Annotated in this window: 22 protein-coding genes and 1 pseudogene; 16 read left to right on the forward strand and 7 right to left on the reverse strand. The window is 44.9% G+C overall.

The features are described 5' to 3' along the window. Positions 1–47 precede the first annotated feature (47 nt). The 3 genes from KCG54_RS08735 (at position 48) to fdx (ending at position 1470) form a co-directional block, all read left to right on the forward strand. Positions 48–677: a GIY-YIG nuclease family protein gene (locus tag KCG54_RS08735; protein WP_254323949.1), complete on the forward strand. Its 630-nt coding sequence runs from the start codon at positions 48–50 to the stop codon at positions 675–677. Next, positions 674–1036, forward strand: a complete 363-nt coding sequence (locus KCG54_RS08740; RefSeq protein WP_254323950.1) for a TIGR02328 family protein — start codon at positions 674–676, stop codon at positions 1034–1036. Before KCG54_RS08735 ends, KCG54_RS08740 begins: the two co-directional genes overlap by 4 nt. Positions 1037–1128: 92 nt before the next feature. Next, on the forward strand, positions 1129–1470 hold the full coding sequence (gene fdx, locus KCG54_RS08745) for an ISC system 2Fe-2S type ferredoxin (protein ID WP_003686005.1): 342 nt from the start codon (positions 1129–1131) through the stop codon (positions 1468–1470). Positions 1471–1676: 206 nt separating this feature from the next. Here fdx and KCG54_RS08750 read toward each other — a convergent pair whose 3' ends face one another. Together KCG54_RS08750 and queC are read right to left on the reverse strand one after the other, a co-directional pair. Next, a complete protein-coding gene (locus KCG54_RS08750; protein WP_254323951.1) occupies positions 1677–2684 on the reverse strand; it encodes an IS5 family transposase in 1008 nt (335 codons plus the stop codon). A gap of 107 nt (positions 2685–2791) precedes the next feature. Further along, positions 2792–3451 (reverse strand): 7-cyano-7-deazaguanine synthase QueC, encoded by a 660-nt coding sequence (gene queC / locus KCG54_RS08755; protein WP_254323952.1) that lies wholly within the window; start codon positions 3449–3451, stop codon positions 2792–2794. A 120-nt stretch (positions 3452–3571) separates the two neighbouring features. On the opposite strand from queC, the gene KCG54_RS08760 reads away from it, so the two are divergent. Further along, positions 3572–4171, forward strand: a complete 600-nt coding sequence (locus tag KCG54_RS08760) for a CDP-alcohol phosphatidyltransferase family protein (RefSeq protein ID WP_150537264.1) — start codon at positions 3572–3574, stop codon at positions 4169–4171. 139 nt (positions 4172–4310) lie between these two features. Here the strand turns inward: KCG54_RS08760 and KCG54_RS08765 are convergent. After that, a pseudogene (locus KCG54_RS08765) lies at positions 4311–6010 on the reverse strand (Pycsar system effector family protein). 328 nt (positions 6011–6338) lie between these two features. Beyond that, positions 6339–6623: a PepSY domain-containing protein gene (locus tag KCG54_RS08775; protein WP_254323955.1), complete on the reverse strand. Its 285-nt coding sequence runs from the start codon at positions 6621–6623 to the stop codon at positions 6339–6341. A gap of 234 nt (positions 6624–6857) precedes the next feature. Between KCG54_RS08775 and KCG54_RS08780 the strand changes: the two genes are divergently transcribed. From KCG54_RS08780 to ubiT, 12 genes are all read left to right on the forward strand, one after another. Then, positions 6858–7610 (forward strand): PP2C family protein-serine/threonine phosphatase, encoded by a 753-nt coding sequence (locus KCG54_RS08780; protein WP_254323956.1) that lies wholly within the window; start codon positions 6858–6860, stop codon positions 7608–7610. 41 nt (positions 7611–7651) lie between these two features. Beyond that, complete coding sequence (locus KCG54_RS08785; RefSeq protein ID WP_254323957.1) at positions 7652–8956, forward strand: DUF262 domain-containing protein; 1305 nt, start codon at positions 7652–7654, stop codon at positions 8954–8956. After that, on the forward strand, positions 8943–10940 hold the full coding sequence (locus KCG54_RS08790) for a DUF262 domain-containing protein (RefSeq protein ID WP_254323958.1): 1998 nt from the start codon (positions 8943–8945) through the stop codon (positions 10938–10940). Before KCG54_RS08785 ends, KCG54_RS08790 begins: the two co-directional genes overlap by 14 nt. A gap of 113 nt (positions 10941–11053) precedes the next feature. Continuing rightward, positions 11054–12796: a bifunctional alpha/beta hydrolase/class I SAM-dependent methyltransferase gene (locus KCG54_RS08795; RefSeq protein WP_254323959.1), complete on the forward strand. Its 1743-nt coding sequence runs from the start codon at positions 11054–11056 to the stop codon at positions 12794–12796. A gap of 65 nt (positions 12797–12861) precedes the next feature. After that, a complete protein-coding gene (locus KCG54_RS08800) occupies positions 12862–14148 on the forward strand; it encodes a phosphatase PAP2/dual specificity phosphatase family protein (protein ID WP_254323960.1) in 1287 nt (428 codons plus the stop codon). A 2-nt stretch (positions 14149–14150) separates the two neighbouring features. Then, positions 14151–14525: a hypothetical protein gene (locus tag KCG54_RS08805; RefSeq protein ID WP_254325015.1), complete on the forward strand. Its 375-nt coding sequence runs from the start codon at positions 14151–14153 to the stop codon at positions 14523–14525. 63 nt (positions 14526–14588) lie between these two features. Then, a complete protein-coding gene (locus KCG54_RS08810; protein WP_254323961.1) occupies positions 14589–15296 on the forward strand; it encodes a lysophospholipid acyltransferase family protein in 708 nt (235 codons plus the stop codon). Beyond that, positions 15293–16282, forward strand: a complete 990-nt coding sequence (locus tag KCG54_RS08815; protein WP_070836845.1) for a phosphatidate cytidylyltransferase — start codon at positions 15293–15295, stop codon at positions 16280–16282. Before KCG54_RS08810 ends, KCG54_RS08815 begins: the two co-directional genes overlap by 4 nt. Before the next feature lie 108 nt (positions 16283–16390). Next, the gene (locus tag KCG54_RS08820) at positions 16391–17011 is read left to right on the forward strand and encodes a DUF2238 domain-containing protein (protein WP_254323962.1); all 621 of its coding nucleotides are present in this window, start codon (positions 16391–16393) and stop codon (positions 17009–17011) included. A gap of 334 nt (positions 17012–17345) precedes the next feature. Next, positions 17346–18353, forward strand: coding sequence for a ubiquinone anaerobic biosynthesis protein UbiU (gene ubiU, locus KCG54_RS08825; protein ID WP_070814894.1), 1008 nt, complete (start codon positions 17346–17348; stop codon positions 18351–18353). A gap of 10 nt (positions 18354–18363) precedes the next feature. Next, positions 18364–19281: a U32 family peptidase gene (locus tag KCG54_RS08830; protein WP_254323963.1), complete on the forward strand. Its 918-nt coding sequence runs from the start codon at positions 18364–18366 to the stop codon at positions 19279–19281. Next, positions 19268–19714 carry a ubiquinone anaerobic biosynthesis accessory factor UbiT gene (ubiT, locus tag KCG54_RS08835; protein ID WP_254323964.1) on the forward strand — a complete coding sequence of 149 codons (447 nt, stop codon included), beginning with the start codon at positions 19268–19270 and terminating at the stop codon, positions 19712–19714. Before KCG54_RS08830 ends, ubiT begins: the two co-directional genes overlap by 14 nt. Before the next feature lie 150 nt (positions 19715–19864). Here ubiT and ccoP read toward each other — a convergent pair whose 3' ends face one another. The 3 genes from ccoP to ccoO are packed head-to-tail and all read right to left on the reverse strand — an operon-like array spanning position 19865 to position 22024. Next, positions 19865–21211 carry a cytochrome-c oxidase, cbb3-type subunit III gene (gene ccoP / locus KCG54_RS08840; RefSeq protein WP_254323965.1) on the reverse strand — a complete coding sequence of 449 codons (1347 nt, stop codon included), beginning with the start codon at positions 21209–21211 and terminating at the stop codon, positions 19865–19867. After that, complete coding sequence (locus KCG54_RS08845; RefSeq protein WP_003748776.1) at positions 21211–21408, reverse strand: cbb3-type cytochrome oxidase subunit 3; 198 nt, start codon at positions 21406–21408, stop codon at positions 21211–21213. The genes ccoP and KCG54_RS08845 overlap by 1 nt, the downstream gene beginning before the upstream one ends. Positions 21409–21412: 4 nt before the next feature. Then, positions 21413–22024 (reverse strand): cytochrome-c oxidase, cbb3-type subunit II, encoded by a 612-nt coding sequence (gene ccoO / locus KCG54_RS08850; protein ID WP_003748778.1) that lies wholly within the window; start codon positions 22022–22024, stop codon positions 21413–21415. Positions 22025–22039: the final 15 nt, after the last annotated feature.

Below are 22039 nucleotides of genomic sequence, written 5' to 3' on the forward strand. Positions count from 1 at the left end.
TGAAAAGATGTCATCTCACAGAAATGAAATAAAAATAAAGGACAACAATGGAAAAAGCAGGCATTGTCTACCTAATGAAAACCGTCATCAAAGGTGTATATAAAATTGGTATTACTGACGAAAATAATTTTGAAATTAGAATGCGCCATTTGGAAAACAACGGCTACGCAAATGTTGGCGGGTTAGAGCGCATTCTAGCCATTAAAACCGACAACTATAAAGAAAAAGAAACCTTACTTCATGAAATTTTCGGCAAAAGCCAAATAGGAGAAACTGAGCTTTTTGCAATTGATGAAAATCTTGTAAAAAGGCTTTTTCTCTCGTTAAGAGGCGAAATTGTATTTCCTAAAAATGAAACAGCAGAGTTAGGTTTTGAAAAAACCGTCGAAGAACATCATCAAGAAAAAATTTTTGAAGTAACCAGAAGTGCATTTGTCTCCTTTATCAAGGAAAAGCACCAACAAAATCCTTCCATATTACGAAATCTCATCTCTTCAGAAAATGCATATAAACCCAAAAATTCCAAAGTCCGTTTATATAAAGACGAATACTTTGGGACAAGCGGTTCAAAGCTAACTACTGAAATTGAAGAAGGTCTTCATATTTATACTACCTATTCAAAAGAAAATTTAGAGAAAGCTTACACAGAATATTCAAAATTATTTGAATCACAATGAGACTCTGGCACCAAACCCTTATCCCCCTACTCCCCCGCGCCCAGCTTTTGGGGCAACACCGTGAATGCGCCGCTTTACGCGGAGCAGGCTGGGGTAGACCGCATGCGACGGTTAATTACGTTTTTACCCATTCTCCCCACAAACTCTATCTATATCACGCGTTGATTATGGAAGAGATGGAAAGGCGCGGTTACAAACCCAATGCTTTATGGAAAGACCCGCTATATCGCGGTAAAGCCGTTGCCCCATATCACGCACACGCAGCTGAAGCGTCCACTTTGCCGATTTATGCCGAACATAACGATGCCTATCTGGATGAGTGTTTGGAAAATTTACGAAGTAAAGGCATCATGTTATAAACCCATTTTTCAGACGGCCTGAATATTGAATATCCAAGGCTGTCTGAAACCGCTTTAACCACAACCACTCTTAAACAACTGAGACAATAAAAATGCCAAAAATTACCGTACTCCCACACGCGACATTATGCCCTGAAGGCGCGGTTATCGAAGACGCGCCGGAAGGCCAAACCGTCCTTGACGTACTGCTTGACCACGATATCGAAGTCGATCACGCCTGCGAAAAATCCTGCGCCTGCACAACTTGCCACGTGATTATCCGCAAAGGTTTTGACAGCCTGGAAGAACCGACCGAATTGGAAGAAGACCTGCTCGACCAAGCATGGGGCTTGGAAGCCGATTCACGCTTGAGCTGTCAGGCAGTCGTTGCCGATGAAGATTTGGTGGTGGAAATCCCCAAATACACCATCAACCACGCGCGTGAAGACCATTAAAACAAGGTTTAATGAAAAAGGCCGTCTGAAACCATGTACGTTATGGTTCTCAGACGGCCTGAGACCTTTGCAAAAAAGTCCTTTCCCCAACAGCCGAAACCCAAACACAGGTTTTCGGCTGTTTTTGTTTCAAATATCCGCTGACTCTACCCAAATATCCCCTTAATCCCTCTTGGATACCTGATAATCAGGCATCCGGCCACCTTTTAGGCGGCAACAGGCGCACTTAGCCTGTTGGCGGCTTTCAAAAGGTTCAAACACATCGCCTTCAGATGGCTTTGTGCACTTACTTTAACCAGCCCGAAATAGGCTGCCCGGGCATAGCGGAATTTACGGTGCAGCGTACCGAAGCTTTGTTCGACCACATAACGGGTCTTCGACAAATACCGGTTGCGTTTGGTTTGCGCTTCCGTCAGCGGATGGTTACGGTGTGCTTTGCGCATAATGCCGTCCAGCAGCCGATGCTCTTCCAGATGTTGCCGGTTTTCTTCACTGTCATAGCCTTTGTCGGCATAGACGGTCGTACCTTCGGGCAGACCTTCCAATAAAGGCGACAGCTGTTTGCACTCATGGGCGTTGGCGGGGGTAATGTGCAGTTTCCCGATATAGCCTTCCTCATCGGTGCGGGTATGTTGTTTGTAACCGAGTCTGTATAAACCGTTTTTCTTTGTCCAACGGGCATCTTTGTCTTTGCTTGGTGTGGTTTGGCCGCTGACTTGTCCTTCGTCATCGACTTCTATGGCCTGGCGCTGTTTGCTACCGGCGGTCTGAATAATGGTGGCGTCAACGACGGCGGCGGATGCTTTCTCTACTTTTAGGTTTTTCTCGGCCAGTTGGCAGTTAATCAGTTCCAGCAGTTCGGACAGGGTATTGTCTTGCGCCAGCCAGTTACGGTAGCGGCATAAGGTGCTGTAATCGGGGATGCTCAGTTCGTCAAAACGGCAAAACAGGTTGAAATCGATGCGGGTGATGAGGCTGTGTTCGAGTTCGGGATCGGAAAGGCTGTGCCATTGCCCAAGCAGGACGGCTTTGAACATGGACAACAGGGGATAGGCGGGACGGCCGCGGTGGTCTCGGAGGTAACGGGTTTTTTGACGATTCAGGTATTGTTCGATCGGTTGCCAATCAATCACCTGATCCAACTTCAATAGTGGGAAGCGGTCGATGTGTTTGGCAATCATGGCTTGGGCGGTTTGCTGGAAGAAGGTGCTCATGGAAATCCCCTAAATGTCTTTGTGGGAATTTAGGGATTTTGGGGAATTTTGCAAAGGTTTCGGCCTTTTCGTACAACTGAATATTGGAAATATATGCCCCTCTTAATTCAGACGGCCTTTTTACTTTCCAAATATTCCGACAAACCGCGCTCGCGCAAAATACAGCTCGGACATTCATGACAACCGCCAACCACGCCATGATAACAGGTATGCGTATGCTCGCGAATATAATCCAATGCACCCATTTCATCCGCCAATGCCCAAGTTTGCGCCTTGGTTAAATACATCAAGGGCGTGTGGATTTGAAAAGCGAAATCCATGGCCAGATTCAATGTAACATTCATCGACTTGACAAACACATCGCGACAGTCGGGATAACCGGAAAAATCGGTTTCGCACACGCCGGCAATGATATGGCGTATCCCCTGCCCTTTGGCGTAAATAGCGGCATAAAGCAAAAACAAAGCATTGCGTCCATCTACAAATGTATTGGGCAGGCCGTCTGAAGCTGTTTCAATGGATACCGTATCATCCATCAAGGCGTTATGCGTAATCTGTTGCATCAGGCTCAAATCGAGTACCGTCTGCTTCACGCCCAAATCTTGGGCAATCCAACGCGCTCGCTCCAATTCGATGGCGTGGCGTTGCCCATATTGAAAAGTGATGGCCTGCACATTTTCACGGCCATATGTTTGAATTGCCTGAATCAGGCAGGTTGTTGAATCCTGCCCGCCCGAAAAAATAACGAGTGCCTGCTGTTTTTCCATAGTAAATTCCTAGTTTTGTTAACGCGAGAGGTTTGCGAACCGCGTGATTCGAAGATTGACGGATTATAACGGATTTCGTCTATAATCACGGCACTTCATTTTCTTTTATATAGCATAATTATGAGCATCTACGCCCTGAAACCAAAATTTCAAAACCTGTTGCGCCCTATTGTTAAGCGACTGTATCAAAAAGGCATTACTGCTAATCAGGTCACTCTGTTTGCCTGCGCCATTTCCATTTTGATCGGTTTGCTTTTAGCATTGTTTGCAGGTGTATCCACATTATTCTGGCTTTTGCCGATCTGGTTGTTTGTCCGTATGGCACTGAATGCAATGGACGGTATGCTGGCACGGGAGTTCGGCCAGCAATCGGCATTAGGCGGTTATTTGAATGAAATCACCGATATTGTCGCCGATGCTGCTTTGTATCTGCCTTTTGCCTTTATCGCGCCCTTCGGCGGCGTACAAATTGCCCTGTTTATTTGGCTGGCGGCAATGACTGAGTTTTGCGGAGTTTTGGGACAAGTTCATGGCAACGGCCGACGTTATGACGGGCCATTTGGCAAAAGTGACCGTGCATTCTTTATCGGCGCATTGGCCGTATGGTATGCAATCGACGGCAGCTTCCATTCGACTTTCTATATCCTTATGTGGCTGGCCTGCGCGGCATTGGTTTATACCTGCTACAAACGTGTCATCAATGGCTTGAAGGCCGTCTGAAACTTGTCCACGTTCTTGGGTTAATCATCATTGATCAGATTATTTAAAACCATCAACCTGTTTTACTGAAAACAAAAAGGCCGTCTGAAACCATAAACTATCGGTTTCAGACGGCCCTTTATTCAGCAGCCAAGATAACTTACTGTTTACCTAGCTGACTGTAATCTACCAACATATACTTGGCTGTAATTTTCTGTGAAGCATTACCTTCATCCCCCATCAGAATCATTTGAGGCTTGCCGTTAATGATAATTGAATCAACGGCTTCAACGTTGGTGATGTGTTGAAGATTAGGCAGAGAGATTTTTTGCGGTTCATCGGTCGGATTACCGCTCCAAGTCCACAGTTGTGAGAATTTCTGTCCATTCTCATCCTTCACTTCATTGGCAATCACGTAGGTTTTCAACACAGGATCATAGTTGAGGGAACGGATACCGCCGCCATCAATATCAATCACCGCCACTTCATCAAACTCAGGCTTGGCATTGCGCTCAAATACATCTTTCGGATTGCTGATAAACGCGACCAAAGCCATGTTGTTGAACTCAGGATCACGGAAGCCCAAAACAAGACGTTTTTTCACTGGATCAAACGCCATGCCCTCAATATTGATTTCTTCAAAAGAAACCTCTGCCTTGGTTCGCTCGCGAATCAAATCATGCAGCTTATGATCGGTTTCCAAAACTTGCGTCAGATTGTCGTAGCTGGTTAGCCCCAACACATTGCCGTCTTGGATTTTAAAGCGCATCAAGTGTTCGCGGTCAGGCGAGCGGTTGCCTTTACGGGTGCGCGAGTGTGAAGTCATCGCGTAGATAAAGCCTTCATCGTCACGCGCCAAAGCCTCCAAGTCGCTGAGACGGCGTTTGAAACCGGTAATCACGCGCGTATCCAATGCCTCGTCTTCCACAAACCTGCCGGTTTTATCAATGCTGATGATACTGAACGCATGGTTGGGTTCGTCTTCCGCAATCAGCAACTTACCATCCGGAAGCTGTTGTACGGCAGAAGGCTCAAATACGCCGTTAAACATATTGATACCCAGCGAACGCAACTCTGCCGCGTTGTTGGCCGGAGGCGTCAGTAATGACGGCAATGTTTTTACGCCGATAAATGCCGCCAGCGAAGCCAGCAAGCCCCAGCGGAATACCGCGTAAGATAAGTTAATGTATTTGAACTGTTTATCCGCCAACAAACCGAGCCAATAAAGATGGTCGCTCATCTTTTCATAGATTTGTTTACGGTCGCCCATAATCTTCTGCATCATTTCCCAATATTGATCTTTTTGCAGTTTCACACGGTCTTCATAAATCAAAATATTGGGTTGGCTGCCGCCAAAAAAGCGCGTTTCGGTGCTGCTGAGGCGGGTTTTCAAATCCTTCAGCTTAGAACGGCCGCGGATAAAATCCTTAAACCATGTCCGCGCCGCCTGCATTTTGCCGATACGTTCCGGCGAAGCAGAAAGCAACGCAAACACGATAGACGCGGCGGCAGTAATCATAAACGTACTGGCCGGAATCAAAAACTCGGGTGACGATGAAAAAATAAACGCGCCCGAAATCATCAGTGCAGACACGATAAAACCATTCAGCGAAATCATAATATTCGCTTTGGTTGCCGCCAGCGCCAACAATTCCATCTCCGAGCGTACGGCATTGCGGAACATGGTTTCCACGCCCTTATTCGTACCTAACAAATCAGGCGCATTCAAATCCTCGGCTTTATTTTTTTCTTTTTCGCCTTGTCTTTTTTGCGTTTGGCTTTCTTTTCACTTTTTTCAGACGGCATCTCAGAATGTTCAACTGCTTCCTGACCTTCTACCGCCTCCTGAATTTCTACCATTTCAGCCGCAACCTTAACTTCGTTTTCAACAGTATTGTTTCGATTGCGATCCCAAAAATCAACGTCCTGTTGGGAATCGGCAGATACGCCGTCGTTTAAAGGTTTGCCTTGGTCGCCCATCTGCTTCGGCCGGCCGTCTTCCTTCCAATCATTCAAATCCATATCATGACTCCCAACATCAAACACTTTGAATTAAATGGAAAATAAAAACCATATTTAGTTCATTTATTTTAGGTAATTTACATGCCGCTTACATTCTTTAAATACCTAAATAGCAAACTGCCGCAGAACCCCAAAGTCCTGCGACAATCCGCTTTGCATCAAAATATTAATAGTCGATGCGTTCTTTAATAATTTTCAAATCAGGATAAGACAAAACAATGTCGTACTCACGGCCATCTTTAAAAGCCTCGATATCCAACACAGGCTGGCCTCGATGACTATCGGCTTCAACATCGTGAACTTGATAGCCGCGTTGTTCCAACATTTTTACGGCTTTAGCACGGTTTTGCTCGAAGTTTTTGTCGCTGTAGATTTTTTGTTCGATGTAATCGCTGGCACCGGCAGTAGCAGCAGACAAAGCAACGATGGCGGTCAATAAGAATTTTTTCATGTTTGATTTCCTTTTCAAATGTGTATTCGGGTTTCGATGGATGTATTAAAACACAGTAAAATTAGCAGTTAATTAGTGCTTGGTTAAGCGCAGTAAAGGACGTCTGAAAACTATTTTTCAGACGTCCTTTAACCTTAATCATCAAATTTTAAACGTATTACCCAAGTGTAAATCCGGAGGGTTAGAAAAAATGAAAAGCCTGCAATGAATATTCACCCAACAAACAGACAAATCATGAACAAATTTTGCGAAATCACCTTTTGCCAACAAATCGGCAGCAATAAACAACACAACCAAGATGCCCTTTTTAACGGCGAACAAGTGTTTCAATATAAACTCAAGACCGCTGAAACACGCCTTGAAACCCGTCCACGCTTTATCATCGGGATAGCCGACGGTATTTCCAATAGCAACCGTCCCGAAAAAGCCAATAAAGCAGCCATGCACCTATTAAGCCGTACAGCCAAACTCAGCCGTCAAACCATCAATCATGTACAAGCCGCTTTATCTAAAGAGTTGGCAGAGGATTATTTTGGTTCCTCAACCACTTTTGTTGCCGCCGAAATCGACCAAACCACCGGCAAAACCAAAATCATCAGCGTAGGCGACAGCCGCGCCTATTTGATTGATACACAAGGAAAATGGAAACAACTGACCCAAGATCACTCGATACTCTCCGAATTGCTGGATGATTTGTCGGATAAAAAAGAAGAAGAGTTCGCCACCATATATGGCGGCGTTTCTTCTTATCTAGCAGCAGATTATTCCGAATTCCAAGACAAAATGTGCCATATCGAACTTACGCTTAAAGCAGGAGAAAGCCTGCTGCTTTGTTCAGACGGCCTAAGCGACGCTCTTTCAGAAGAAATAAGAGAAAAAATTTGGCAACAATATGATAACGATAAGTCCCGTCTGACTGTATTTCGTAAATTAATTGCGAAACAAAGAGTTTATGATGATATGTCGGTAGTAGTTTGCCGATTGTAGTCTATAATTTTTACCTATTTTTCATACTAAGGGGTATCTATATGAGCATAGAAAAAGCAGAAATACTCAAGATTGATGACATATTTAAATTAAATTTGAGTATCCCTAATTATCAAAGACCATACAAATGGACAATCAAAAATGTACAACAATTAATCGATGACCTGCTCCAAAATTTTAGGGAGGGGAAAAAAATATACCGCATCGGAACAATTGTTTTAAATAAAAATAACGACTGTTCTGAAATAGTAGATGGCCAACAGCGGCTTATTACACTCTCGTTATTGCTTCATAAACTGGGGAAGGATGTGTCTCTTTTAAAGGAAAAACCGAATCATAGCATCAGCAAAAATAATATTACAACGAACTATAATTTTCTTAAAAACTATAATTTCACAAATGAATTTAAGGATTACCTCCTTAACAGGTGTGAAATGGTTTGTATTGAATTAAATGACTTAGATGAGGCTTTTCAATTTTTTGATTCACAAAATGCCAGAGGCAAACCTTTAGAATCTTATGACCTCTTAAAAGCCTATCATTTAAGAGACATGAGGGATAAAGACGAGAAGGTCATTCACCAATGTGTCGAACGCTGGGAAAAATCTGCAATGTCTAATGATATAAATAATTTAGATAAAATTATCAATTATATCTTATTTAGACTTCGCCGCTGGCATTACAAAGAGAATGCAGAAATATTTACATCAGATGAATTAGATACATTTAAAGGCGTTCATGAAAAAGTTGATTATCCTTATTTACACGGAATATTAGCTACTCATACCATACAAAAATTATTACATGAAAATCCATTTTTATATCGATCAATATCAGCATTTCAGGCCACACAAGTGTTAATCAATGGAAAATATTTCTTTGATTATATTGAACATTATACAGCCATCTATGAAAAACTATTCAAAGAAAAGGATGGATTGTTAGATAAAATTCATTCTATTAATGGAATTGATTTAGAAAAAGGAGTAATGGCTTTTTTAAACAATCATAAATACAGCTATCGAACTGGTGATAAATTCATTAGAAATTTATTTGAATGTACCGTATTGTTCTACTTTGATAAATTTGGAGAAAGCCATTTTGAAGAATTTATAACCAAAGCTTTTCTATGGGCTTACCGTACTCGGGTAGAATATCAGCGCATTACCTTCACGACCATTGAGAAAAAGGCTAGTGCTCCAGCCGGATTAATTTCTTATATTGAAAGATCCATTACTCCCGAACAAATAATGCGTTTTATTCAACAAACCGGAAAAGTCAATTTTTCAAAACATGTAGACCCTAAAATAAAAGAGATTTTGGAAATTAAAGATGAAAACAAATAATGATTACGTAAAAACATTAACCATAAATGAATTATTAAATTTAAATAAAGACAAATATATTATTCCTATTTATCAACGTAATTACGCATGGGGAGATGATGAGATCAGCCTTCTTATTCAAGACCTATGGAATGCATATGAGAAAAATGAGAAAAATGAGAAAAATAAGAATAATAAGAATAATTATTATATTGGCAGCTTAGTCATTTATAAAAGAGGAAATGGAGGTTTAGAAGTCATAGACGGACAACAACGATTGACCACACTGACTTTAATCATGCACTACTTAAAAATCATGCACTACTTAAAATCAGATACCTTTGTTAGAAATGTATACTTTGAGCATAGAAATGACTCCGACGATGCCTTAGGAGATCTTGACTCCGACTCTATACCTGATGTTTTTAAAAATGCTTTAAAATCAATAAAAAAATATTGGGAAACAGATAGGACAAAAGAAGAGAGAATGAGTTTGGCAGAGTTCTTACAAGAAAACGTCAAAATTATTAGAACCGAAGTACCCAAAGACACCGACCTCAATCATTACTTTGAAATTATGAATACGCGGGGAGAGCAACTAGAAAAACATGAGATTATCAAGGCTGCTTTAATGGAGGTTTTAGACACAGATAGTGAACGCTCTATTTTCGCCAAAATTTGGGATGCGTGTTCTGACATGAGCCGATATGTTGTAATAGGAATTAACCCGCCACTTAGGGAAAATATTTTTGGCAAGAATTGGGAAAATACTATTCCAAAAAAATTTAATGAAATTATTGAGAATATTTCTGATACAGAAAAAACTCAACATTCAGATAACAGCTCCGCAAATGAAGAACAATCAATTCTTCAATTGATAACCGCCGATAATGGAGATATTCACTCTTCTCAAGAAAAAACAAACGAGCAGACAGATGGGCGTTTTAATTCCGTTATTGATTTCCCTAACTTCTTAATGCATATCTTGAAAATTTATCTAGAAAAATTTCCTACCGGCATTAACAAAATTACCTTTAAAAAGATTCCTCTGGATGAAAAAGAACTTTTGCATGATTTTTTCAATGAAGACTGGAACAAAGAAAAGATTGTAAATTTCATAGATACATTGCTATCTTGTCGATATTTATTTGATAAATATATTATTAAGTCAAATTCACTACGTTCAGAAAATGAGCATTGGTCTTTATGGGAAATCAAAAAAGAAGAATCAAAGAATTATTACTATAGAAATGTTTTTGGTATCGACAATGGAAATTCCATTGATACTCAAGAAACCAATGATAAAACCAAGAATGCAATAATGTTGCTTTCTATGTTTCATGTTTCTAATCCATCCCGAATCTATAAAAACTGGCTATATGCTACATTGCGTTGGTTATTCGAGAATAAGAAAAGTATTACTCAAGAGACATATATTCAGTTTCTTGAAAATCTTTGTGATAAATTTTATTTTGAAAACAACTGCAATGAAAATAGGGATTTTATGAAAATTATCTTAAATGATAATTACACCACCCCTTCAGTACATAAGTCTTGGAATGATGGAGTAAACGTCCCAAATTTTGTATTTAATCGATTGGATTATCAATTATGGAAATATCAAGACAAGGTAGAGGTCTTTTCAGCTATTGACCAATCTAAACAATCTATCTGGAAAAATTTTAGATTTAGTTTTAGAAGCTCGGTTGAGCACCATTACCCACAAAATCCCTCTCAAGATTTTGGCCTAGATAAATTAGATACAAATGTCTTAGATAATTTTGGCAATCTATATTTGTTATCTCAAAGTAAAAATTCCAGTTTCAGTAATAAACTTCCAGATTGGAAACGGCAGTATTACAAAGAAAAGGATACTTATGATAGCTTAAAACAAGCTATTATGATGAGTTATGAAAACTGGACAGAAAGCGAGATAAAAGATCATGAGAAAAAAATGCTAGAAATCTTAAATGAACCACTAACTGACTCATCGTATCAACCATAATCGGCACTTAACATATCTCCCTATCATTTCATTCGTCCGTCTATCGGATAATCATTGCATTTATTTGATATGTCATGATACTGTTCAAAAAATATGACTATTAGGAGTTTCTCATGTCCGAACAGCAAAAATACTTTTCTACCCAAGACAGTACTTCGCTTTTCTACCGCTATCGCCCTGCTGCCGATGGTTCTTCCGACAAAGCCATTGTGCTGTTCCATCGCGGACATGAGCATTCCGGCCGGATGATGTTTGTGGCGGATGAGCTGGGTTTCAACGATTTTTCCTATTTCGCTTGGGATGCGCGCGGTCATGGTTATAGTCCCGGTGAACGCGGCGATAGTCCGAGTATCGGCACTTCGGTTTCAGACGTAGATGATTTTATCCGCCACATCCAAAACGAATACGGCATCAAACCTGAAAACATCTGCGTGATTGCGCAAAGTGTCGGAGCGGTATTGGTTTCTACTTGGTTGCACGATTACGCGCCGAAAATCCGTTGCGCCGTATTGGCTTCGCCTGCGTTCAAAGTCAAACTCTATGTTCCGTTTGCCCATACCGGTTTGAAAATCATGCAAAAATGGCGTGGCAATTTCTTTGTCAACAGCTACGTCAAAGCCCACTATCTGACCCACAATGTCGAACGTCAAAAAAGCTACGACAATGATCCGCTGATTGCCCGCGCTATTTCTGTGCGCATCCTGCTGGGTTTATATGAGGCGGCCGAGCGCGTCGTGGCCGATGCACAAGCGATTACTACGCCTGTACAACTGTTGATCTCAGGCAGCGATTGGGTTGTTCATCACAAACCGCAACACGATTTCTACAACCGCTTAGGCAGCCATATTAAAGAGCGCCATATCCTGCCCGGTTTCTACCACGATACTTTAGGTGAGCAAGACCGTGAAATCGCGTTTGTCGAAATGCGCCGTTTTATCCGCGAGCGTTTCAATCAGCCTTTACAACAAGTCGATCTGACTCAAGCGCACTTATTTGGAGACAGCCGTCGTGAAGCCGACGAACTGGCTACGCCTTTGCCTGTTTGTACGCCTCGCGGCGCATTTTGGGCAACATATCGCGCCTCGCTCAAGCTGGGTTCACGCTGGAGTGAAGGCTTGAGAATCGGTCAAGAAACAGGTTTTGATTCGGGTAGCACGCTGGATTATGTCTACCGCAATCAACCGCAAGGCAGCAATGCTTTCGGTGTATGGGTGGACAAATACTATCTCAACGCCATCGGCTGGCGCGGCATTCGCCAACGCAAAGTCAATATCGGCAAAGCCATTCAGACGGCCTCAGCCAAACTACGTGAAGCAGGCAAACCTGTACACGTTTTGGATATCGCGTCCGGTCATGGCCGCTATGTATTGGATGCTCTGACTACCGACACATTGCCTGATTCCGTACGCTTGCGCGATTACAGTTCGATTAATGTCGAAGCCGGTCGCAAGCTGATTGCCGAGCGCGGCTTGCAAAACACGGTAACCTTCAATGAAGTCAATGCCTACGACCGCGCCAATTATCACGATTTACAGCCTCGACCAACGCTTGGCATCGTCTCCGGCCTACATGAATTGTTTGCCGACAACGATTTGATTTTGAACTCGCTCTATGGCTTCGGCGAAGCCATTGAAACCGGCGGCTACCTGATCTACACCGGCCAGCCGTGGCATCCCCAACTGGAAATGATTGCCCGTGCTCTGACCAGCCACAAAGCAGGCAGCCCAAACTGGGTAATGCGCCGCCGCAGTCAGCAGGAAATGGATCAGTTGGTTGAAAAAGCCGGTTTTGAAAAAATCCATCAATGGATAGACGAAGACGGTATTTTCACCGTGAGCTTGGCAGTGAAGAAATAAAAATAAAGGCCGTCTGAACAATTTTTTAACTTTCAGGCGGCCTTATTTAAACCATGTACCTATCCATGAAACCCTCCCTCAAAACTTCCCTGCTCAAGCTGATTTTAGTTGGCGCACTGTTCTACACCAGCTATGGCTTCTCCAACCATTACGCGGCATCGCTGGACTATGTGCCTGAAATCGCTTTTGCATGGGAAAGCAATATTCCGTTTTGGGCATGGACGATTGTGCCTTATTGGTCGCTGAACCTGATGTATGCCGCGGCATTTTTTCTTTGCCGTGATACACATGAACAAAACCGATATGTAGCGCACCTTGTAGCTGCCCAACTGATTGCGACTGCTTGCTTTGTGCTGTTTCCGCTGCGTTTCGGGTGGCCTAAACCGCCTGCCGATGGGCTGTCAGGCTGGCTGTTTGATTCATTGGCTGCATTTGATTTGCCGTACAACCAAGCACCATCTTTGCATATCGCGCTGGCGATTATCGTAGGTGCATTTTATTGGACGCGCTTTCCAAAAATCCGCCTGCCGCTTTTCTTATGGCAAGGCCTGATTACCTTGTCGGTACTGACGACTTATCAACATCATTTTATTGACGTGCCGACCGGAGCATTGCTCGGCTGGCTAGTGTTGTGGGCTTTCCCGTGTCAGATGACTTCGCCGTTAAAACTGGGCTTGAGTGATGTACGCTCAAGAAAGATTGCGTTGTTGTATTTGCTTGGTGCGTGTTTGGCGGCGTTACCCGCGTTGCTGGGTGGCGCGTGGCTGTGGTTAATATGGATGAGCGTGTCTTTGCTGATGGTGGCTTTTGCCTATTTGACTGGAAATGCAAACGTATTCCAAAAACAGGCTAACGGTAAATTATCGGCGGCGGCGACAGTTTTGCTGTTGCCTTATCTGGTGGGCGTACGGCTAAACATGGCGTATTGGTTACGCGGTAAGGCGAAAACGGCACAAGTCCGCAATGATGTATTGATTGGCAGCGTTTTGAGGATTTCAAACCATTTGCCTGCCGTATTGGATGTATGCGCCGAATATCCCTGCCGTAGCTATCAGGGAGCATATCGCGCCCTGCCTTTACTGGATATGGTAACGCCGTCTGAAAACGATTTAGTTCAGACGGCCTTGATATTGGAAACCTTGCGCCAAAAACACGGCAAAGTGCTGGTATGTTGCGCTTTGGGTTATGGAAGAAGTGCCGCAGTGGTGCTGACGTGGCTGCTGGTCTATGGTGGCTGCAAAGACTTGACGCAAGCGAAGGCTGAACTCAAACAGGCTCGGCCGCAAATGGTATTATCGCCGGCCACCGCCCAAGCAGTTGAAGCTGCGGCCAACCGTTTAAAACAAGGATAATGATGGACAACGCAACCGACAGCCGTATTACTGCCCACCTGCTCTCTACCGCACATTATGTTGCCGCCTGCAATGCTTTGCTGCTCGCCTTGTCGGCAAAATATGGCGGCGCATGGTTTGCGGTGCAACTTGTCTTGGCAGCAGTTTTGTTGTACTGCCATATCCGCGTTCACTTCGACCGCCGCGTGTTCCAAGACTTTGCCGACAACCGCTACTCTCCTGAAGACTTCGACCACGCCTTACAGCAAAACGGTTTACGTCAAACTTCAGGCAGCCGTACTTTGACCCAACGGATAAACGGCGCACTTTCCCTATGGCGCAAAAGCTTATACCTGACCGCCGTACAATTTTTAATTTTGCTTATCCAAAGCATTTGATTATTTTGGCTGATTTACCAAAATCGAATCCTTAGCGGTATCTCACTCCCAAAGGCAGAAAAAATGAAAAACTTCATCAAAAAACAACTTGCCTGGCTGACCGACCAAGCCTTGTGTCTGTCGGTCTCTTTTCTTACGGGCGTACGCCCTAAAAGCCCGCACGAGCTGACATTCAATCAGCACCAAAAAGTCTATTACGCCAATCACGGCAGCCATGGCGATTTTGTGCTGGTGTGGATTTCCCTGCCCCGCCGCTGGCGCTTGTCCACGCGCCCAGTCGCCGGTTCGGATTACTGGCTGACAAGCAAACTCAAACGCTTCATCATTCAAAACGTTTTCAATGCCTTGCTGATTCCGCGCCATAGCGATAATCCGCAAGCGATTACCGAACAGATGAAAGACGCGCTGAACGCAGGCGACTCTTTGATTATTTTCCCTGAAGGCACGCGCAACACTGACGACAACACCATCCTGCTGCCATTCAAGTCCGGCATTTATCATCTGGCGAAAAGCAAACCCAATACCGAATTTGTGCCGATTTGGATAGACAACATCAGCCGCGTACTGCCCAAAGGCAAAATCCTGCCTATACCGCTTTTGTGTGAAGTCCATATCGGACAACCGCTTACCTTGCAGGAAAACGAAGATAAAGGCAGCTTTTTGACACGCAGCCGTGAAGCATTGCTGGCACTCAGGCCGTCTGAAAACGACCGCAGCGAGCTTCGCCAAAATGAACCTGAAGTTCAGCAAAACAAAGGAGGACAAGCATGAGCCTTTCTACGACTTCCCAACAAATCATCGTCGAACAAGCCGCCGCTCATCTGACTCCGCAAGCCAGCTATATTTTTGTCGGCGTGTTTGCCGTATTGTGTTTTGCCAGTATCATCGGACAATGGCTCAAGCGCAAAAACGGTGCAGATAATGCCACCATCGCCAACCTCAATGCCCGTATTTACGCATGGTGGCTGATGACGCTGGTGTTGCTGGGCGCATTTTGGTTCGGCAAAATCGGGACGGTTGTACTGTTTTTCCTGATTTCATTTGCCGCACTGCGCGAGTTTATGACCCTCGTCTATCGCCGCCGCAGCGACTATTACAGCATGGTGGTCTGCTTTTACCTGCTACTGCCGGTGCAATACTATTTTGTCTATGACGGCTGGTATGGCATGTTCAGCATTTTTATTCCGGTTTATGGCTTTTTGATACTGCCGATTATTGCCAGCCTCAGCGGCCAAACCGCGCATTTTTTGGAACGAGCCGCCAAAACGCAATGGATGGCGATGATTTGCATCTTCTGTCTGTCTCATGTTCCGGCGCTGATGTTTCTAGACTTGGACGGCTTCGATAACGGCAACAATATCCTGTTGCTGATCTTCCTGATTGGCGTGGTGCAAGTATCGGATGTGTTGCAATACGTTTGGGGCAAACTGATTGGCGGTGCAAAAATCATGCCTTCGCTTTCGCCGTCCAAAACCATTTCCGGCACTGTCGGCGGTATTTTGTCGGCCACAGCCATTGCCGCGCTAATGGCGCCGATTACGCCGTTCTCCCACGGCCAAGCTGCTGTTATCGGCTTTATCGTCTGCCTGATGGGCTTCTTTGGCGGCCTGGTTATGTCTGCTATCAAACGCGATTACGGTGTCAAAGACTGGGGCAATATGATACGCGGCCACGGCGGTATGCTTGACCGCGTGGATTCGATTTGTTTTGCCGCACCCGTGTTTTTCCACATCACCCGTTATTTCTGGAACGGCTAAACTTCAGGCCGTCTGAAAGCTGTTTTCAGACGGCCTTGAATGTCTATAAAACTTCCAGCCCTACCAATTCGTTATACAATACGTAACCATTGTTATTACACACACAAAATGAATAAACCCTCTCCAATCTTTCCCATTTTTCTTGCTACGATTATCTTCGCCCTCATTGTTTGGTCAGGCATTAATCCCCATGACCGCGCAGTCTGGTATGCCGAAATCATTCCCGTAGCATCCGTATTCTTCCTTCTGGTTGCCACCTACCGCATTTTCCGCTTCAGCAACCTGGCCTACTTATTCATGAGTTTCTGGCTGATCATGCATTCCATCGGTGCATACTACACTTTTGCCGATGTACCGTTTAAATCCATCAACCGCTTTGTCGAACCAATTTTGGGCGAAAACCGCAATCATTACGACCGTATTGCCCATTACATCATCGGCTTTTATGCCTACCCGATGGCTGAATGGCTGCTGCGCCGCAAGCTGTGCAACCTGCCGTTGGCCTTATTTTTCTCCCTGTTCTTCATTATGAGCGTGGCTGCCGCCTATGAAATCATCGAATGGCAATATGCCGTCATCGACGGCGGAGAGGCCGGACTGGAATTCTTGGGTTCTCAAGGCGATATTTGGGACGCGCAAAAAGACATGCTTGCCGATACTTTGGGCGCGTTAACCTCGCTGTTTATTTTTGTGTTTACCCGACCCGATAAGCGTTTGGGTCTCTCTTAAATATATCCCTTTAAAGCAAAAGGCCGTCTGAAACCAGATTTTCAGACGGCCTTTTTTCATTTTTCTATCGCCATTATTGTAAAAATTAATAAATGCGATAGTTAAAAACATAAGCCGATTTTGAAACAAAATTCGTCATCAAAATTTTTAAGCACATGAAATATATAAAAAACAACGTCTGTTAAGATTTTGTAAACAATATGCCTACGTCAATCTGAATTTTTCGATTTGATTTAAGTCAGCATATCTTGTGTCATTAATCCATAAAATATTCGGAATTCTACAAAATATTGATTAACCCGATAGAGGTTATCATCAAGACGAGGAACACAAAATGCAGAAAATTCCAGAATTGGTCTGCCCCGCCGGCAACCTGCCTGCACTGAAAACCGCTGTGGACAACGGTGCGGACACGGTTTACATGGGTTTGAAAGATGCGACCAATGCACGAAACTTTCCGGGACTGAATTTCGATATGAAATCTGCGCGGGAAGGCGTAGCTTACGCCCATGCGCGCGGACGCAATGTACTGATGGCCATCAATACATTCGCACAAGCCGGCCAAGTGGAGCGTTGGCACGCTGCTGTGGATACGGCGGCGGATTTGGGTGCCGATGCGATTATTGTTGCCGACCCCGCCATCATGGCGTATGCGGCAGACAAACATCCGAATTTACGCCTGCATATGTCGGTACAAGGTTCGGCCACCAATTACGAAGCCATCAATATGATGAAAGAGCTGTTCGGCATCCGTCGTGCCGTTTTGCCGCGCGTGCTGACCATCGATCAGGTCAAACATGTGATTGACAATACTGATGTGGAAATTGAAGTCTTTGGTTTCGGCAGTTTGTGTGTGATGGTGGAAGGCCGTTGCATCTTGTCGAGCTATGCAACAGGCGAATCGCCCAATATGCAAGGTGTCTGCTCTCCGGCAAAATCCGTCCGCTGGGAACAACTGCCCGACCGCATGAACGTACGTCTAAACCAGGTATTGATAGACCAATACAAACCCAATGAACCGGCAGGTTATCCAACCTTGTGCAAAGGCCGCTTTGAAGTCAATGATGAAACCTACTATGCTTTGGAAGAACCGACCAGCCTGAATGTTTTGGAAATGTTGCCCGAACTCATCAAAATCGGTGTATCCGCCATCAAAATCGAGGGACGCCAACGCAGTCCGATGTATACGGCTCAAGTAACCAAATCCCTGCGCCAAGCACTGGATGCAGCCGCAGCCAACCCGTCGCATTTCAAAGTCAATCCGTCCTGGAACAATGCCTTGAGCAAAGTTTCGGAAGGTCATCAGACAACTTTGGGCGCATACAACCGCCCATGGAAATAAGGGGAAGAAAATGAATTCATTGAAATTGTCGCTGGGCCCTATTTTATTTTTCTGGCAAAAAGAAGCCCTGCTGGAATTTTACGTTTCAATGCTGGATACGCCGTTGGATACGGTCTATTTGGGCGAGGTAGTCTGCTCACGCCGTCAGAAAATGCGCTTTGCCGATTGGTTCGGACTGGCTGGAGACTTGGCGGAAAGCGGTAAGGAGATTATTCTTTCTTCACAAGTCCTGCTCGAAAGCGAATCCGATCTGAAACGCCTGCGCAAAATCACGGAGCAGGGAAAGTTTAAAGTTGAAGCCAACGACATGGGTGCGGTCAAATTGGCACGCGAACACGGCATCCCGTTTGTTGCCGGCGCAAGCCTGAATATCTACAACGAAACTACTTTGGACGTATTCCGAAAATTAGGGGCATTCCGCTGGATTGCACCGTCCGAGCTGAGCCGCGATAAGATTGCCGAAATCATCAAGGCTTCAGACAGCATTGAAACCGAACTCTTCGCTTGGGGTAAAATGCCGCTCGCCTATTCATCACGTTGCTTTACCGCCCGCCATTACAATCTGAATAAAGACAGTTGCGAGTTCCGCTGCCTCGACCACGAGCACGGTATGGCCATGAATACGCGAGAAGGCCAGCCGTTTCTCACCATCAACGGCATCCAAACCATGTCTTACGGCTGCCAAAACCTACTGCCCCACCATGAAGACTTGAATAAAATCGGTGTGAATATGCTCAGACTGTCGCCACAAATGCACAGCATGGCTGAAATTATCCAAATTCACCGCGATGTATTGGACGGAAAAGCCACATGGGAAGATGTCCGCCCCGAGTTGGAACGACTGACTACCGGAACACTGGTTGACGGCTATTGGCGCGGTCAGCCCGGTATTGAAACCGTGAAGGAGGCATATTATGGCGCTGCCTGAAATCATATTACCCAAATGGATGGCAAAAATCGGTACCAAACTTCCCGGCAAACCTCCACGCTTTGTTTTGGTCTCCGTATTGAATACCATGCTGAAAAAAGGTTTACTGCCTGCCGATATGGAACTTTTTGCCGGAAGAAAATTCGAAATCGAAGTTTTGGATGCCGGTATCAAAGTGCGGTTTAGTGCCAATACGGAAAAATTCCTGGACGACAACTTCAGTGGCGTCCCCGATCTGAGGCTGGCGGCCAACGGTATAGACTTCATGCGCATGATGATGCGCGAGGAAGATCCCGATACCTTATTTTTCAACCGTAAATTGCAAATCGAAGGCGATACGGAACTGGGGCTAATTACCAAAAACTTACTCGACAGTGTTGAGTGGCCTTTCAGCGAATGGTTCCTGAAACGCAGCACGTCCACTTTGGATTGATTAATTTTGGTTGAACCAAGAACAAAGGCCGTCTGAATGTTTCAGACGGCCTTATATATTTCACCTCTTTGATATGTCTTCTCTTATTGGTTTTATCAAATATAAAAAAGCGTACCTTGTTAGGTACGCTTTTTTCAATCCGACTCAAAATTAGAATTTTGCACCGGACTCATTTGCCATAAAGTCTACAGCCGCTTTAACTTCATCGTCACTCAAGCTGCTGTTGCCGCCTTTGGCAGGCATTGAATTAAAACCTTCAAGCGCGTGTTTGTGCAAAGTGTCTTTACCTTGCTTAATTCGAGGAGCCCAGTCGTCTTTTTTACCGACAGCAGGTGCACCCGGAATCATACCGCCATGACATGTTTTACAGTTGGCTTCAAAAACAGCTTTGCCGTCTACCTTAACCGGAGCTGCTTCTGCTTTTTCAGCAGGTTTGGCTTCAGCAGCCGGAGCAGCTTTGGTATCTGAAGCAGCTTTATCGGCAGCAGGAGCCGAAGCGGCCGCCGGAGCAGAAGCATCGGCAGGTTGAGCTACCGGAGCAGGCTCGGCTTTTTTAGCAGGAGCTTTTTTACCGTCTTTGTTGGACAAACCCCAAACATAAGCGGTCATGATGTGCAGCTTGTCTTTGTCGAGGAAGTGACCCCAAGCAGGCATTTGGCTGCTGCGGCCGTTGGTAATGGTTTCGGTAATCGCTTTTTGAGTACCGCCCCACAACCATACATCGTCGGTCAGATTCGGGCCGAGGCCTTGGATACCTTGACCTTTGTCGCCGTGACAAGTGAAACAGTTGGCAGGTGGGCCGCTAAACAGGGCTTTACCACGCTCTGCACGTTCTTCGTCGTATTGACCTTTAGGTTTAGAAAGAGACATAACATACTGTGTTACGTTTTTCACGCCTTCTTCACCCAAAGCAGGACCCCATGCCGGCATAGAGGCAGTACGGCCTTTTTCAATGGTTTCCTGAATTTTTTCAGGTTCGCCACCCCACAACCAATCGTCGTCGGTCAAATTCGGGAAGCCTTTGGAGCCTTTGGCATCTGAGCCGTGACATTGGATACAGTAGGTATTGAAAAGGTTTTGTGCAATAGCACGGGCTTCAGGGTCTTTAGCCACTTTCTCAATCGGCATATTGGAAAATTTAGCATACACTTTACCGTATTGCTGATTGGCTTTGGCAACTTCTTCTTCATATTGACCATGGCTGCTCCAGCCCCACAGGCCTTTGTAATCGCCGATACCTGGATACATAATCAGGTAGCCGACGCCAAACAGCCATGTGCAGACATAAAGCCAAAACCACCAACGTGGCAGAGGGTTATTGTACTCCGAAATGCCGTCCCACTCATGACCTGTGGTTTTTACTTCTTCGCCTTTTTTAGGGCGTTTCACAACGTTTTGCGAAAGCAGAAGCCAAGCCAGGCCGATGAAGCTGAGCACGACGATAACGGCAATATATATACTCCAGAAACTACTGGTAAATTGGGATGTTGTGTTCATTATTTTGCTCCGTGATCACGGACTGACTGAGCTTGATCGTCCTTTTCAGACGGCCTTTGTTCGTCATTATCGAAAATACTGCTGGCTGCATCATCATAGTTTTTCTTATTGCGTCTATTGAACACAATATAGAGGACTAAAATAAAGCTGATGAATACCCAAACAGTAAAGAGCGAGCGAGCCCAGTTAGCGTCCATGATGTTACCTTACGTTTTTCAATGCCAAGCCCAAGCCTTGCAGGTAGGCGATAACAGCGTCCAGCTCTGATTTGTTGGCCAGCATTTCAGGTGCTTTGGCAATTTCTTCATCGCTGTAAGGTGTACCCACTTTACGCAGGGCTTTCATATGCGCCACAGTTGCCTCGGCATCGACTTTATTGCGTGCGAGCCATGGAAATGCAGGCATATTGGACTCCGGCACAACGTCGCGCGGGTTCAGCAGGTGGATGCGGTGCCATTCATCGGAATAACGGCCGCCGACACGAGCCAAATCCGGACCGGTACGTTTAGAACCCCATTGGAACGGATGGTCATAAACAGACTCACCGGCAACGGAGTAGTGGCCGTAACGTTCAGTTTCTGCACGGAATGGACGAATCATTTGAGAGTGGCAGTTGTAGCAGCCTTCGCGCACATAAATATCGCGACCGGCCACTTGCAGGGCGTTATATGGTTTCACGCCGGGTGCAGGTTCGGTAACTGCCTTGGTGAAGAACAGCGGAACAGCCTCAATCAGAAGGCCGACGCTGACTACAAGCAGGGTGAATACAATCAGTACACCGACTTTTTCTTCAGCTAATTGTTGTAATTTCATTTTGGTAGCCTATCT

Source organism: Neisseria subflava (assembly GCF_024205705.1).
Lineage (GTDB): Bacteria > Pseudomonadota > Gammaproteobacteria > Burkholderiales > Neisseriaceae > Neisseria > Neisseria subflava_D.